Source organism: Streptomyces sp. NPDC059850 (assembly GCF_042731515.1).
In the GTDB taxonomy this organism is placed as follows: domain Bacteria; phylum Actinomycetota; class Actinomycetes; order Streptomycetales; family Streptomycetaceae; genus Streptomyces.
In genome coordinates, this window is record NZ_JBHWJI010000081.1 from 19369 (window position 1) to 34795 (window position 15427).

Below are 15427 nucleotides of genomic sequence, written 5' to 3' on the forward strand. Positions count from 1 at the left end.
TTGGCGGGGCCCCGGGGTGGGGCCCCGCCGTCGCCGTCCGGCGGGTCCGTCAACACGCTGGCTCAGCCGAGCAGTTCGACCTCGGCCAGGGTGGCCTTGCCGTCCGGCACCAGGCGGTAGTGCGCGTACGACCCGGGTGTGTCGACGGAGAAGACGCGGGTCTGTTTGTCCCAGGACCAGGACTCGTCCGAGCGCCGGTCCAGGGTTTGCCACTTCTCGCCGTCGTCCGAGCCTTCGAGGGTCCAGCCGGTGGGGGCCTTCGAGCGGTCGGCGGAGGTGAGGGTGTATTGGACCGCGCGGCCGGACTCCTTCAGCGGCAGGTTCACCGACTCGAACGTCGACTCCGTACCCGACGTGTCGTCGAGGAGCGCCGTGCCACCGCTCGGCACCGTCAGATCGCGGCGCAGGGTCGGCACCTTGTCGTCCTGGGTGATGGAGGACGGCGCGGACTTCGCGCCCGTGCCCCACTTCGACGGCTTGGCGCCCATCGCGAACTCCAGCGTGCCGCCCCGGGCGAGGACCGAGTGGGGGAGGGCGGTGGAGTTCCAGGGCTTGCCGTTGACCTTCAGCCCTTGGACGTAGACGTTGGAGCGGCTGTTGCGCGGTGCCTTGATGACCAGGTCGCGGCCGTTCTCCAGATGCACCGTGGCCTTGGTGAACAGCGGCGAGCCGATCGCGTACTCGGAGCCGCCCATCACCAGCGGGTAGAAGCCCAGCGCGCTGAAGAGGTACCACGCGGACTGCTCGCCGTTGTCCTCGTCGCCGTGGTAGCCCTGACCTATCTCGCTGCCGGTGTAGAGGCGGGACAGCACCTCGCGGACCTTCTCCTGGGTCTTCCAGGGCTGTCCGGCCGCGTCGTACATATACGTGGCGTGGTGGGCGACCTGGTTGCTGTGGCCGTACATGCCCATCCGGACGTCGCGGGCCTCGGTCATCTCATGGATGACGCTGTTGTAGGAACCCTTGAACTCGGCAGAGGCGGTCTCCGGGGTGGAGAAGTAGGTGTCGAGCTTCTCGGCGAGGCCTGAGCGCCCGCCGTAGAGGTTGGCCAGGCCCCGGCTGTCCTGCGGGGCGGTGAAGGCGTAGCCCCAGCCGTTGGTCTCGGTGTAGTCGTAGCCCCAGATCCTCGGGTCGTACTTCTCGGACGGTACGCGCCACTTCCCGGCCGTGTCCCGGCCCTGGAAGAAGCCCGCCTTGTCGTCGAAGAGCGTGACGTAGTTCTGGGCGCGGTGGAGGAAGTAGTCGGATTCTTCCTGGTAGCGGGCCTTCTTCGTCTTGGCGTAGAGCGCCTTGCCCATCTTCGCCAGGCCGAAGTCGTTGAGGTAGCCCTCCAGCGCCCAGGACAGGCCCTCATGGGTCTCGGTGCTGGTGTAGCCGAGGAAGGGGGACGTGGACATGCCCTTGCGGCCCACGCCCGACGAGGGCGGCACGGCGGTGGCGTTCTTGAGCGCCGCCTCGTACGCGGCCTCGGCGTCGAAGCGGACCCCCTTGAGGTACGCGTCCGCGAAGGCCACGTCCGAGCTGGTGCCGGTCATGAGGTCGGCGTAGCCGGGGGAGGACCAGCGGGAGATCCAGCCGCCGTCCTTGTACTGCTGGACGAAGCCGTCGACCATCGTCCCGGCGCGCTTCGGGGTGAGCAGCGAGTAGGCGGGCCAGGTGGTGCGGTAGGTGTCCCAGAAGCCGTTGTTGACGTACACCTTGCCGTCGACGATCTTCGCGCCGGTGCGGGTCGCGGTGTTCTCCCCTGCGGCGGGCGAGAAGGCGCTCGCGTACTGGTAGCGCGGCTTCCGCGTGGTCCCGGTGTTCTCGTAACCGGAATTGGGATAGAGGTACAGCCGGTAGAGGCTGGAGTAGAGCGTGGTGAGCTGGTCGCGGCTCGCTCCCTCGACCTCGATACGGCCGAGAAGGTCGTCCCAGGCGCTCTGCGTGCGCCGCTTGACCTGCTCGAACGAGGCCGATGCGGGGATTTCGCGCTCCAGGTTGGTCTTCGCCTGGTCGACGCCGATGAGCGAGGTGGCGATCCGGAGGGTGACGGTACGGTCCTTGCCGGGCGAGAAGCGGAAGTAGCCCGTGACGTCCTGCCCGCCGCCTCCGGGGAGCTTGCCGCTCGCGCTGACGGGTGCGTCGAAGACGCCGTAGACGAACATCCGGGTAGCGCCGGTGGACAGCCCGCTCTTGACGTCGGAGTAGCCGGTGACGACGCCGTTCTCGGGGTCGAGGGTGAGCCCGCCGTTGTTGTTGACGTTGTCGAAGATGACGCTCGCGTCCTCACCCGGATAGGTGAACCGCATGACCGCCGCGTGGTCGGTGGGCGCGATGTCGGCCTTGAGGCCGTTCTCGAACGTCACACCGTACTGGTGCGGCCTGGCGGTCTCCTCGCTGTGCCGGAACGGGAGCGCGCGGGCGGTGCGGGAGGCGTCCGGGGTGCCGGACGCGACGGACGGCATCACCTGGAACGTCTGCCGGTCGCCCATCCACGGGCTCGGCTCATGGCTCGCGCCGAACGCCTGGATGGTGGGGAGGTTGTCGGCGTTGTTGGCGCGGGCGTACTCGTAGAGCCAGCTGGTGGAGCCCGCGTTGGTCACCGGCGTCCAGAAGTTGAAGCCACCGGGGACGGCGGTCGCGGGGAAGTTGTTTCCGCGCGAGAAGCTGCCGCTGGAGTGGGTGCCGCGGGTGGTCACCGCGTAGTCGGAGAGGTGCTTCAGGGGCTTCTCGGGCGCGCGGGGGGCGAGGGAGATGTCGTCCACCCAGCCGCGGAACGTCGCCGGGCCCTTGGGGGAGTCGTACGCGACCAGGATCCGGTCGACGGTCTTGCCCGCCGCGACGGCCCCGATCCGGGACTCCTTGTGGTTCCACTGGTTGACGTACAGCGTCTTGGAGGCTGCCTGCCCCTGGGGGCTCATCCGGGCTCCGTGCTGGTCCACCGCGCGGGGCAGCTCACTCAGATAGGTGCCGTCGGTGAAGGCGAGGTCGACGGAGACATGGGTGGCGGGATAGCTCAGATCCGTCTCGCCCATTGACGGGAAGATCCGGTACGAGAGCAGGCTGTCGCGGGTGACGGCCGAGTTCACGTCGAAGACCTTGTTGTACGAGTACGCCCGGCCGTCCGGCTTGTGGGTGCCCGCGTAGCGCAGCGCGCGGGTGCCGGTGAAGCCCGCGTTCCCCTTGGCGGTGGGGGAGCCGGACGGGCCCCGGTCGACCAGGCTGCGCATATCGGCGGGGGCGGGCGGGGTGGTGTCACCGTTGGCGAACTGGATCTCGGCGAGCTGGGTGGCGTCCGCCCCCTTGTTACGGGTGATCTCCAGCCGTAAGTGGCGGTACGCGGCGGTGCCCTCGACGGAGAACTCCCGGGTCTGGTGGCGCTTCTCGAAGACCTGGTCCTTACGGGTGTCCAGCGTCGTCCAGTCGGAGCCGTCGGCCGAGCCCTTCAGCGTCCAGTCGGCCGGGTCGCGCTCCGGGGCGTCGTTGGCGGAGGTGAGGGCGTAGCGGACGACATCGACGGGCTCGGACAGGTCGAATTCGAGCCAGGGGGTCTCATCGAACGCGAGCCACTTGCTGGTGGTCTCACCGTCGATCAGGTTCTCCTTGGTCTCGCCCGCGTCGGCGTACTCGCCGCTGGCCCGGACGTCGGTGACCTTGTCGGTCACGTTCCCCGGGATGCCGGAGCTGTAGCCACCGTCGACCCCGTCGGCTTTCTTCTCGCCGTCCGGGGTGGTCTCGACGGTGTTGCGCCAGTCGGGCTGCGGATCGTCCGCTTCGAAGGACGAGGCGAATTCCGCGGCGGTGCGGTTCCCGGCGGCGCGGTCCGCGGCCGCTCCGGGCCCGCGCGGAACGGCGGTCGCCGAGCCCTGGGCGGTCACCGCCAGCAGAACGGCCGCCACCAGGGCGGCCGCTCGACCGGACGTGCGTCTCCGTCTGAGCCGTCTCTGTCGCATACTCCTCAGCCTCTCAACGAGTCTGACAACGTTGTCGATTGGGTGGGGCACGGATAAGTAGGGCGCTGTGGGGAGGGTGGTGTCAAGGTGACGGCCGGGTGCGACCCCTGCGGGTGAGCACTCCATGCGAGTGATCTTGGAGTGGCGACCGCGCGACGCGGGCCGCACCCGCGCCGCGATGCGGCCCGCGCCCATGACGGGCGGTCAATAATCCATCAGCCGGGAGAGCCGGACTTGGTGGCCATCGACAGACGGCACTTCTTCGCCTTCTTGGAGGAGTCCGCCTGGAGGGCGGAGACCTTGACGGTCTTCTCGGAGTTCCCCGCCACCGAGGCGTCGGACTCCGAGCCCGTGGTCACGACCTCGCCGGTGCTGTCCACGAACCCGACGAGGAGGAAGTAAGAGGCGGTGGAGGAACTGGAGTTGCTGATCGTCACGTTGGCGTACGGCTTGCCGTCCGGGCTCCAGCCGCACGTGCCCATCTTGGCGTCCGCCGATATCAGCCCGGAGCCGCCGGTGGGCCCGTCCGAGGGGGTGTCGGTGGGCTCTTCGGTCGGCTCCTCCGTGGGCTCCTCGGTCGGTTCCACCGGGAGCCGGGCCATGCCCTTGCCGATCGCGGCGGCGCCCTTGCTGTCCCCGGCCGGTGAACCGCCCCGGTCCGTGCCGCAGCCCGCGGCGAGCGTGAGTGTCGCGGCCACGACAACAGTGGTGGCGAGGGGGAGCTGCTTCCGGGACACGATGACCGCCCTTCGAGGGTCGCGCGCACGGCTGAGTGCCGTACGGGCTGGGCCCCCCACGGTATGTCGGACAGGTCTCAACTCGGGAAAGATGCCCACCCGATGACCATTCGATCTTGCCCTCTCGATGCCCAGTGGACTATACCTTTCGCCTTAGGGGGAGGCCGAGCCGCGGCCGTGTCGAGCTGGCCTCGGCGGTCCTGAGCCCTCCCGGCGCACACCCAGCACCACCCCGCTTCACGCTTCAACTGACCCGCGGTGTCGGGCCCCTCGCCCGGAGGCGAGCATGTACGGGAAACCGTTACACCGCCTGAGTCCTGACGAAGGCGAGGACTTGAGCATGGGATCCACCCCAGATTTCGGACGGCGTGACCTGATCAAGCGGTCGGCGGCCATCGGACTGATCACCGTGCCCGCGATGGGCGTGCTCTCCGCCTGTGCCAGCGGCGGTGACGACAACGAGAAGAAGGTCGACAAGGGCAAGAAGAGCGCCAAGAACCCGCTCGCCGTCAACGAGAGCGCCGCCCTCGACGTCATGATCTTCGACGGCGGCTTCGGGCAGCAGTACGCCAAGGACGCCGAAGCCGAGTACGCCGCGGCCTTCCCGAAGGCCAAGGGCAAGGTCAAGCACTCGGCGACCCAGAAGATCCAGACGGTCCTTCAGCCGCGCTTCAACGGCGGCACCCCGCCGGACCTCGTGGACAACAACGGCGCCGAGCAGATGGACATGGGCACCCTGGTCGGCAAGAACCAGCTCACCGACCTCACCCCGCTGCTCGACGCACCCTCCGTCGACGACCCGGACAAGACCGTGCGCGAGACGCTGCGCCCCGGTGTCGCGGAGATGGGCCAGTTCGACGGCAAGCCGGTGTACGTCCTCTACTACGCGTACACCGTCTACGGCGTCTGGTACTCCAAGACCAATCTGGCCAAGCTCGACGCGGAGTACCCGGAGACCTGGGACGACATGCTCAAGGTCTGCGAGAAGGCCAAGAAGAAGGGCGTCGCGGGCTGGACCTACCCGGGCAAGTACCCGTACTACGTGCCGTTCAGCCTGTACCCCTTCATCGGCAAGATCGGTGGCAACGACGTCCTGAACGCCATCGACAACCTGGAGCCGAACGCCTGGAAGGACCCGGCCGTGAAGGCCGCCTTCGAGGCGTACTACGAGCTGTACAAGAAGGGCTACATCCTCAAGGGCACCCCCGGGCTGACCCACATCGAGTCGCAGACCGCCTGGAACGAGGGGAAGGCGCTGTTCATCCCCAACGGCTCCTGGGTGGAGAACGAGGCGTCGAAGACCACGCCGAAGGACTTCCAGATGGCGGTCGGCGCGCCCTCCAGCCTCGACAAGAGCGACAAACTGCCGTTCGGCACCCTCTGGGCCTCCGGCGGTGAGCCCTTCATCGTGCCGAAGTCGGCGAAGAACCCCCAGGGCGGCATGGAGCTGCTGCGGATCATGCTCGGCGAGAAGTCCACCAAGAACTTCATCAAGCAGGTCTCCTCGCTCTCCTCGCTGAACGGCGGCACCGAAGGCCTCACCCTGCCGTCAGGCCTCGCGTCCGCGCAGGAGTCGCTGGAGAAGGCGGGCAAGAACGTCCTCAACCCGCGCATGCAGGACTGGTACGGGACGCTGCAGAAGCAGAAGATCGGCGTGGGCGTGCTGGGCGAGATGATGGCGGGCCGGATGACCCCGGCCGAGGCAATGAAGAAGTGTCAGAAGTTCGCCGACGACACGGCGAAGGACGACGCGGTCAAGAAGTACAAGCACGTCTGACCGAGGCACAGCTGATGGGGTTCGTAGCGTCACCGGCGGCATTATCCGCGAGGGAAGTCCGAGGTCGGTAGAAATGCAGCATGGTAAATACCGGTTCATCGCTGGGTTCCTGGCCCTGCCGCTGATCCTTTACGCGGTCTTCGTGATCTCGCCGTTCGTTCAGGCCATCTATTACTCGTTCACGGACTGGACGGGCCTGAGTTCCGACTTCAAGATGGTCGGATTCAAGAACTACAGCTGGCTGCTGCAGGACGACCTCTTCTGGAAAGCGGTCGGTCATAACGTTCTGCTGCTGCTGGTCGTGCCGCTGGTGACGCTCGGGCTCGGACTCTTCTTCGCCTTCATGCTCAACGTCGGCGGCCGCGGCAGGAAGAACGCGGCCGTCACGGGCGTGCGCGGGTCGAGCGTTTACAAGGTGATCTATTTCTTCCCGCAGGTGCTGTCGATCGCGATCGTCGCCCTGCTGTTCCAGTTCACCTACAACCCGCGCAACGGCGCGCTCAACGCCTTCCTCGGCGGGATCGGCCTGGACGCGCTGCAGCAGCAGTGGCTGGCCGATCCGAAGTTCGCGCTGTGGAGCCTCATGGTCGTGATGGTCTGGGCCAACGTCGGCTTCTACGTCGTCCTCTTCTCCGCCGGGATGAGTGCCATCCCGAGGGACTACTACGAGGCCGCGCTGCTCGACGGCGCCAACCGTGTGCACACCTTCTTCCGGATCACCCTGCCGCTGCTGTGGGACACGGTCCAGACCGGCTGGATCTACATGGGCATCATCGCCCTCGACGCGTTCGCCGTCGTCCAGATCATGACGATCGGTCCGGGCGGTCCCGCCGACTCGACCCAGGTCCTGGGCTTCTACGTCTACACCAAGACGTTCAGCGACGGGCAGGCCGGACGGGCGACCACGATCGGCGTCGCGATGCTGATCGTCACGCTCATCTTCGCGGTCGCCGTGGGCAGGCTCGGGCGGCGCGAACGGCTGGAGTACTGATGCCGGGGACCGTGACCGCACCCGTGACCGCACCCGCGAACCACCGCTCGACCGCCGACCTGGGGGGACCACAGTGACCTCGCAAGCAGAGCCCTCGGAACTCCCCCGCGTCACCAAGGCCGACGAGCCGCCGCTCGCCGCCCCCGCCGGTAAGCAGCCGCCGCGCTTCACCCCGGAGGGGCGGATCGGCAGCGAGGGCAAGGTCCTCAACGTCTTCTCGCACGGCATGCTGGTGATCTGGGGTCTGCTCGTCACCATGCCGCTGCTGTGGGCGGTGATGAGTTCCCTCAAGACGGACAAGGAGATCTTCACCTCGCCCTGGGGGCTGCCCTCCACGCTGCATTTCGACAACTGGTCACGCGCCTGGAGCAAGTCCAACATCGGCGACTTCTTCTTCAACACCGTTCTGGTGGTGGGCTGTTCGCTGGTCGGCACGATGCTGCTGGGGGCGATGGCGGCGTATGTGCTGGCCCGCTTCGAGTTCCCCGGGAAGCGCGTCATCTACTTCATGTTCGTCGGCGGGATGAGCTTTCCCGTCATCCTGGCGCTGGTGCCGCTGTTCTTCGTCATGAAGAACATGAGCCTGCTCAACACCTTCCACGGGCTGATTCTGGTCTATATCGGCTATTCGCTGCCGTTCACCGTCTTCTTCCTCACCTCCTTCTTCAAGACCCTGCCCACCTCGGTGGCGGAGGCGGCACTGATCGACGGGGCGTCCCACACCCGGACGTTCTTCCAGGTCATGCTGCCGATGGCGAAGCCCGGACTGATCAGCGTCGGCATCTTCAATTTCCTCGGCCAGTGGAACCAGTACATGCTGCCCACGGTGCTCAACACGGACGAGGACAAGCGGGTGCTCACCCAGGGGCTGGTGCAGCTCGCGGCCAGCCAGCAATACAAGGGAGACTGGTCGGCACTGTTCGCCGGGCTGGTGCTGGCGATGCTTCCGGTTCTCGCGGCCTACATCGTCTTCCAGCGCCAGGTCCAGAGCGGACTGACCGCGGGGGCGCTCAAATAAAGTTCCGCATACTGTCTTTTATGTGAACGAAACGAATGTCATGTCTAGGGCTTGACGTGGCATGAGCGAGGCCGCTCAGCTTAGAGTTCACATGTTGGAGACAAGGCGGGAGTGGATGGGCGTGGAGACTCCGGGATCGCAGTCGTCGCTGCACCGGGCCAACCTCGAACGGGTGGTCCGTGCGGTGCGTATGGCGGGCTCGCTCACCCAGGCGGAGATCGCCCGGTCCACCGGGCTGTCCGCGGCCACCGTCTCCAATATCGTGCGTGAGCTGAAGGACGGCGGAACGGTCGAGGTCACGCCCACCTCGGCGGGTGGCCGCCGGGCGCGCAGCGTCTCGCTCAGCGGGGACGCGGGCATCGTCGTGGGCGTGGATTTCGGCCATACGCACCTCAGGGTCGCGGTCGGCAACCTCGCCCACCAGGTGCTCGCTGAGGAGGCCGAGCCGCTGGATGTGGACGCCTCCTCCGCGCAGGGCCTCGACCGGGCGGAGCAGCTGGTCAGCAGGCTGATCGCGAGCACGGGGCTGAGCCGCGACAAGGTCGTCGGCGTCGGCCTCGGCGTCCCGGCCCCGATAGACGTGGAGACCGGCACGCTCGGCTCGACCGCGATCCTGCCGGGCTGGGCGGGCACCAATCCGCGCGACGACCTGGCCGAGCGGCTCGGGGTGCCGGTGCACGTCGACAACGACGCCAACCTGGGCGCGCTCGGCGAGCTGGTGTGGGGCTCCGGGCGCGGGGTCGCCGACCTCGCGTACATCAAGGTCGCCGACGGCGTCGGCGCGGGGCTGGTGATCAGCGGCCAGATCTACCGGGGCCCGGGCGGCACGGCGGGCGAAATCGGCCACATCACCCTCGACGAGTCGGGCCCGGTGTGCCGCTGCGGCAACCGCGGCTGCCTGGAGACCTTCGCCGCGGCCCGCTACGTGCTGCCGCTGTTGAGTTCCAGCCATGGCGCCGACCTCACCATCGAGCGCATGGTGCAGCTCGCCCGGGACGGCGACCCCGGCTGCCGCCGGGTGATCGCGGACGTCGGCCGGCACATCGGCAGCGGCGTGGCGAACCTGTGCAACCTGATCAACCCCAGCCGCATGGTGCTGGGCGGCCACCTCGCCGAGGCGGGGGAGCTGGTGCTGGGCCCGATCCGCGAGTCGGTCGCGCGATACGCCATCCCGAGCGCCGCCCGTCAGCTGGCCGTGATGCCCGGGGCGCTCGGCGGCCGGGCCGAGGTGCTGGGCGCCCTCGCGCTGGTACTGAGCGAGATGGGCGACTCGACGCTGCTGGAGGGCGCGCTGTCGGCGGGCACCCCGGCGCTCGCCTGACCCCGCCGCCGAGCCCCGCTGCTGAACCCCTCCGCTGAGCCCTGCCGCGCGTTCACTCAGATAACGAATGGCACCGTTGCCATCTCGTTAAGGATTTACTTCTTGACGCCATGACGGCGGCCGAGTTGACTTCACGCCACCTCGGCCGCAATGACGCGGCCTCGTCAGGGAGGTCACCCCCGTTATGAACGCAACGATGCGTCGCGTCGCCATTGCCACCGCTGTCGTATCGATGGCCGCCTCGCTCGCCGCCTGTGGTTCGGCGAAAGAAGCGGATAACGAAGGCAAGAAAGAGAAGAAGACCGGAGCGCTGACCATCGGGCTCCTTCTGCCCGAGGACCAGACCGCGAGATACGAGAACTTCGACCGGCCGCTGATCAAGGAAAAGATCCTGGCCGACTGCTCGGATTGCAAGATCCAGTACGCCAACGCCAAGTCGGATCCGTCGGTACAGCAGCAGCAGGTCGACTCCATGATCACCAAAAAGGTCGACGTCATCATTCTGGACTCGGTGGACTCCAAGTCCATCGGCGGTTCGGTCAAGAAGGCGGCCGAGGCGAATATCCCGGTCGTCGCCTACGACCGGCTGGCCGAGGGGCCGATCTCCGCCTACACCTCGTTCGACAACGAGACGGTCGGCAAGGTCCAGGGCGAGGCACTGCTGAAGGCCCTGGGCGACAAGGCCAAGGGCGGCAAGGGCAAGATCGTCATGCTCAACGGCTGGGAGGCCGACCCCAACGCCGCCATGTTCAAGAAGGGCGCGCTCTCGGTCCTCAAGGGCAAGGTGGAGATCGCCAAGTCGTACGACGTCGACCGCTGGCTGGCCGAGGAGGCCAACAAGGCCATGACGGGCGCCATTTCGTCCGTCGGCAAGAACGACATCGTCGGCGTCTACTCCGCCAACGACAGCATGGCGGGCGGCGCGATCACCGCGCTCAAGAGCGGCGGCGTCAAGCCGCTGCCCCCGGTCACCGGCCAGGACGCCGAACTCGCCGGTGTACAGCGGGTGGTGAGCGGCGAGCAGTACATGAGCGTCTACAAGTCCTACGTAGAGGAGGCGACCGCGGCCGCGAAGATGGCCATCGCCCTCGGCCGAGGTGAGAAGGCCGCCGGGACCAGCACGGTCGACAGCCCGACCACCAAGGACATCCCGGCCACGCTCATCCCGCCGGTCTCGCTGACCAAGGACAACATCAAGAGCACCGTCATCAAGGACGGTCTGTACACGGTCGGCCAGATCTGCACGCCGAAGCTGAAGGCCGCCTGCGACGCGGCCGGGCTCAAGTAGCCCCTGCCGGACCGGAGCGGGCCGTACGTGACGTTCGCCGTCGGCCCGCCCGCCGCCCCCCAACATCCCCACCCGAGGGGAGAGTTCTCTCCCCTCCGTCACACAGCAGGGGCCGCCCCTGCCCGGAACGGAGACGGCCATCGTGCCAAACGAACCCGTGTTGGCGTTGCGCGGGATCTCCAAGCGGTTCGGCGCCGTCCAGGCGCTCACCGACATCGAACTGGAGGTCCGCGCCGGTGAAGTGGTCGCCCTGGTGGGCGACAACGGCGCCGGTAAGTCGACCCTCGTCAAGGCGATCGCCGGAGTCGGCCCCGCCGACGAGGGCGTCCTCGCATGGCAGGGCAAGCCGGTCACGATCGCCCGGCCGCACGACGCCCAGGACCTGGGCATCGCGACGGTGTATCAGGACCTCGCCCTGTGCGACAACATCGACGTCGTCGGCAACCTCTTCCTCGGCCGCGAGATCCTGCGCGCCGGGGTGCTCGACGAGGTCGAGATGGAGCGCCGCGCCCGCGAGCTGCTGAGCACCCTGTCGATCCGTATCCCCAGCGTGCGGATCCCGATCGCCTCGCTCTCCGGCGGCCAGCGGCAGACCGTCGCCATCGCCCGCTCGATGCTGGGCGAGCCGAAGCTCGTCATCCTGGACGAGCCGACCGCCGCCCTCGGCGTCGAGCAGACCGCGCAGGTCCTCGACCTGGTCGAGCGGCTGCGCGAGCGCGGCCTCGCCGTGATCCTCATCAGCCACAACATGGCCGACGTGAAGGCGGTCGCGGACCGGGTCGCGGTGCTGCGGCTGGGCCGCAACAACGGCACGTTCGACGTCCGTACCACCTCTCAAGAAGAGATCATTTCCGCCATCACCGGCGCCACGGACAACGCCGTGACCCGCCGCAAGGCGCGCAGCGGGGAGGCCGCCAAGTGAGCACCCGTCTCGACAAGACCAGCGGTGGTGAGGGCGGCAACAAGGCCCCGGCCGGACCGGCCGACGCCAGCCCGGTCGCCAAGGACGCCGTCACCGTGGTGGATCCGCGGCTGCTGGTGCGCCAGGAGGGGTTCAAGGGCTACCTCAACGAGTTCGCCCGCAAGATGCGCAGCGGCGACCTGGGCGCGGTCCCGGTGATCGTCGGCATCGCCGTCATCTGGGCGGTCTTCCAGTGGAAGGACAGCGCCTTCCTCTCGCCCAAGAACCTCTCCGACCTGTCGATCCTCATCGGCGGCACCGGCATGATCTCGGTCGGGATCGTCTTCGTGCTGCTGCTCGGCGAGATCGATCTGTCGGTCGGCTCGCTCAGCGGTCTGGCCGCGGCCACCCTCGCGGTGCTCAACATCCGCGAGGGCGTGCCCGAGGGCGTCGCCGTGCTCGCGGCGCTGGCCACCGGCGCGGCGCTGGGCGCGCTGCACGGCTTCTTCTTCGCCAGGGTCGGCGTCCCCGCGTTCGTCGTCACCCTCGCCGGTCTGCTGGCCTGGAACGGGCTGATGCTCCAGGTGCTCGGCACCACCGGCACCCTCGGCATCGACGACGACAGCTTCGTGCGCATGCTCACCGATCACTACTTCAGCCAGCTCATCGCCGCCTACGGCGCGGCGACGGTCGCGGTGGCCGGGTTCTTCCTCGCCCAGTTCCTGGACAGCCGGCGCCGCAAGGCGGTCGGCATACCCTCGCGGCCGCTGAGCGAGATCCTGGTGCGCACCGCCGTGCTCGCGGTGATCGTCTACGCGGCGGCCTGGCGGCTGAACGAGTACATGGGCCTGCCGCTCGCCCTGGTGATCTTCGTGGTGGTGCTGGTCACCCTCGACTTCGTGGTGCGCCGCACCCCGTACGGACGCAAGGTGATCGCGCTGGGCGGCAGCGTGGAGGCGGCCCGCCGCGCGGGTATCAACGTGGTCGCCATCCGGATCTCGGTGTTCGCGATGTCCGGGCTCATGGCCGCGTTCGGCGGTCTCATGATCGCGTCCCGGATCGGCTCCGCGAGCCAGCAGGCCGGTACCGGCAACCTGCTCATGGAGGCCATCGCGGCCGCCGTCATCGGCGGCACCAGCCTCTTCGGCGGGCGCGGCTCGGTGTGGTCGGCGATGCTCGGCATGCTGGTCATCGGCTCGATCTCGTCCGGGATGAACCTGCTGGGCGTCGCGAACTCCGTGCAGTACATGATCACTGGCGCGGTGCTGCTGGCCGCCGTGGTCATCGACTCGGTGTCGCGGAGAACACAGCGCTCGGCGGGCCGCGGATAAGAACGGCGGGGACAAGGAACGCTTCGCCTCCGGGGCACGTCTTCCCCGGAGGCGAACCGAGTCGTCGCATAAGGCAGCATTAGACTCTCGGGGGCTACTGGAGACGCTCGACAGCAAGGAGGCACGGGTGCTGCTGACCGGCATCAGGGGACCGCGCGATCTGGACCGGCTCGCCCCGGAGCAGCTGAACCAGCTGGCCGCGGAGATCCGCACCTTTCTCGTCGACGCCGTGTCCAAGACCGGAGGGCATCTCGGGCCCAATCTGGGTGTGGTCGAGCTGACCATCGCCCTGCACCGGGTCTTCGAGTCGCCGAAGGACAAGGTGCTGCTGGACACCGGCCACCAGTCGTACGTCCACAAGCTGCTCACCGGGCGCCAGGACTTCTCGCGGCTCAAGAAGAAGGACGGGCTGTCGGGTTACCCGTCGCGCGCCGAGTCGGAGCACGACGTCATCGAGAACAGCCACGCCTCCGCCGTCCTCGGCTGGGCCGAGGGCATCGCCAAGGCGAACGAGCTGCAGGGCAGGCCGGACCATGTGGTCGCGGTCATCGGCGACGGCGCGCTGACCGGCGGCATGGCCTGGGAGGCGCTGAACAACATCGCCGCCGCGAAGAACCGCCCGCTGGTCATCGTCGTGAACGACAACGAGTGGTCGTACTCGCCGACCATCGGCGGTCTCGCGAACCACCTCGCCACGCTGCGCACCACCGACGGCTACGAGCGTTTCCTGGCCCGTGGCAAGGACCTGCTGGAGCGCACCCCGGTCGTCGGCCGCCCGCTGTACGAGACGCTGCACGGCGCGAAGAAGGGGCTGAAGGACTTCATCGCCCCGCAGGGCATGTTCGAGGACCTGGGGCTGAAGTACGTCGGCCCGATCGACGGCCATGACATCGAGGCGCTGGAGTCCGCGTTCCAGCGGGCGAAGCGTTTCGGTGGCCCGGTCATCGTGCACTGCCTCACCGAGAAGGGCCGTGGCTACACCCCGGCCGAGCAGGACGAGACCGACCGTTTCCACGGCATCGGCCCGATCCACCCCGACACCGGGCTGCCGATCTCGGCGGGCGGCGCCGACTGGACCTCGGTCTTCGGCGAGGAGATGGTCAAGCTCGGTGAGGAGCGGGAGGACATCGTCGCGATCACGGCGGCGATGCTGCACCCGGTGGGCCTCACCGAGTTCGCGAAACGGTTCCCGGACCGGGTCTACGACGTGGGCATCGCGGAGCAGCACGGCGCCGTGTCGGCGGCGGGCCTGGCCACCGGCGGTGTGCATCCGGTCTTCGCGGTCTACGCCACGTTCCTGAACCGCGCCTTCGACCAGGTGCTGATGGATGTCGCGCTGCACAAGTGCGGGGTCACCTTCGTCCTCGACCGCGCCGGGATCACCGGCTCGGATGGGCCGTCGCACAACGGCATGTGGGACATGTCTCTCCTCCAGGTCGTCCCCGGGCTGCGGATCGCAGCGCCGCGTGACGCGGGCCAGGTCCGCGCCCAGCTGCGGGAGGCCGTCGAGGTGGACGACGCGCCGACGGTGGTGCGGTACTCGAAGGGCGCGGTCGGCCCGGAGGTCGCCGCCGTCGGGCGGATCGGCGGCATGGACGTGCTGCGCGAGCCCGCGGCGAGTGCCGGGGACGACCCCGATGTGCTGCTCGTGTCGGTCGGCGCGCTGGCCCCGATGTGCCTGGAGATCGCGGATCTCCTGGACAAGCAGGGCATTTCGGCCACGGTGATCGACCCGCGCTGGGTCAAGCCGGTGGACGAGGAGCTTCCCGCGCTCGCCGAGCGCCACCGCGTCGTCGTCACCGTCGAGGACAACAGCCGGGTCGGCGGTGTGGGCTCCGCCATCTCGCAGGCGCTGCGCGACTCCGGCGTCGACATGCCGGTGCGCGACTTCGGCATCCCGCCGCGCTTCCTGGAGCACGCCTCCCGCAAGGAGGTCATGGCCGAGATCGGTCTGACCGCACCGGACATCGCCCGCCAGGTCACCGGCCTGGTGTCGCGGCTCGGCGGCGGCTACGAGGAGTCGTCCGGTACGCGGGGGCGTGGCGTGACGGCCCCCGCCGAGCCGGTGCGCGACTAGCTTCCGGCGGATAGGTTCCGCCTCACAGGGCCCCGGCCCGGACCCCAGCGG

General features: G+C 68.3%; 10 protein-coding genes. 8 read left to right on the forward strand and 2 right to left on the reverse strand.

From position 1 onward, the window contains the following. Positions 1-62 precede the first annotated feature (62 nt). Positions 63-3935 carry a GH92 family glycosyl hydrolase gene (locus ACFV9T_RS39215; protein WP_385447687.1) on the reverse strand — a complete coding sequence of 1291 codons (3873 nt, stop codon included), beginning with the start codon at positions 3933-3935 and terminating at the stop codon, positions 63-65. 215 nt (positions 3936-4150) lie between these two features. Then, positions 4151-4672, reverse strand: coding sequence for a hypothetical protein (locus ACFV9T_RS39220; protein WP_385447690.1), 522 nt, complete (start codon positions 4670-4672; stop codon positions 4151-4153). 340 nt (positions 4673-5012) lie between these two features. On the opposite strand from ACFV9T_RS39220, the gene ngcE reads away from it, so the two are divergent. The 8 genes from ngcE (at position 5013) to dxs (ending at position 15376) form a co-directional block, all read left to right on the forward strand. Continuing rightward, positions 5013-6449, forward strand: a complete 1437-nt coding sequence (gene ngcE, locus ACFV9T_RS39225; RefSeq protein ID WP_385447693.1) for an N-acetylglucosamine/diacetylchitobiose ABC transporter substrate-binding protein — start codon at positions 5013-5015, stop codon at positions 6447-6449. A gap of 73 nt (positions 6450-6522) precedes the next feature. After that, on the forward strand, positions 6523-7440 hold the full coding sequence (locus ACFV9T_RS39230) for a carbohydrate ABC transporter permease (RefSeq protein ID WP_385447696.1): 918 nt from the start codon (positions 6523-6525) through the stop codon (positions 7438-7440). Between the two features lie 184 nt (positions 7441-7624). Beyond that, positions 7625-8458 carry a carbohydrate ABC transporter permease gene (locus tag ACFV9T_RS39235; RefSeq protein WP_385447710.1) on the forward strand — a complete coding sequence of 278 codons (834 nt, stop codon included), beginning with the start codon at positions 7625-7627 and terminating at the stop codon, positions 8456-8458. A gap of 121 nt (positions 8459-8579) precedes the next feature. Beyond that, positions 8580-9779, forward strand: coding sequence for an ROK family protein (locus tag ACFV9T_RS39240; RefSeq protein ID WP_385447699.1), 1200 nt, complete (start codon positions 8580-8582; stop codon positions 9777-9779). A 184-nt stretch (positions 9780-9963) separates the two neighbouring features. Beyond that, the gene (locus ACFV9T_RS39245) at positions 9964-11067 is read left to right on the forward strand and encodes a substrate-binding domain-containing protein (RefSeq protein WP_385447702.1); all 1104 of its coding nucleotides are present in this window, start codon (positions 9964-9966) and stop codon (positions 11065-11067) included. A gap of 142 nt (positions 11068-11209) precedes the next feature. Next, positions 11210-11989 (forward strand): ATP-binding cassette domain-containing protein, encoded by a 780-nt coding sequence (locus ACFV9T_RS39250; protein WP_385447704.1) that lies wholly within the window; start codon positions 11210-11212, stop codon positions 11987-11989. Continuing rightward, positions 11986-13299, forward strand: coding sequence for a sugar ABC transporter permease (locus tag ACFV9T_RS39255; RefSeq protein ID WP_385447706.1), 1314 nt, complete (start codon positions 11986-11988; stop codon positions 13297-13299). Before ACFV9T_RS39250 ends, ACFV9T_RS39255 begins: the two co-directional genes overlap by 4 nt. Before the next feature lie 127 nt (positions 13300-13426). Continuing rightward, on the forward strand, positions 13427-15376 hold the full coding sequence (gene dxs, locus ACFV9T_RS39260) for a 1-deoxy-D-xylulose-5-phosphate synthase (protein WP_385447708.1): 1950 nt from the start codon (positions 13427-13429) through the stop codon (positions 15374-15376). The last annotated feature ends 51 nt before the right edge of the window (positions 15377-15427 follow it).

Coding starts and splice junctions, on each gene's coding strand:
- ngcE (WP_385447693.1), top strand. CDS start 5,013: ATGGGATCCACCCCAGATTTCGGACGGCGTGACCTGATCAAGCGGTCG.
- ACFV9T_RS39215 (WP_385447687.1), bottom strand. CDS start 3,935: ATGCGACAGAGACGGCTCAGACGGAGACGCACGTCCGGTCGAGCGGCC.
- ACFV9T_RS39245 (WP_385447702.1), top strand. CDS start 9,964: ATGAACGCAACGATGCGTCGCGTCGCCATTGCCACCGCTGTCGTATCG.
- ACFV9T_RS39230 (WP_385447696.1), top strand. CDS start 6,523: ATGCAGCATGGTAAATACCGGTTCATCGCTGGGTTCCTGGCCCTGCCG.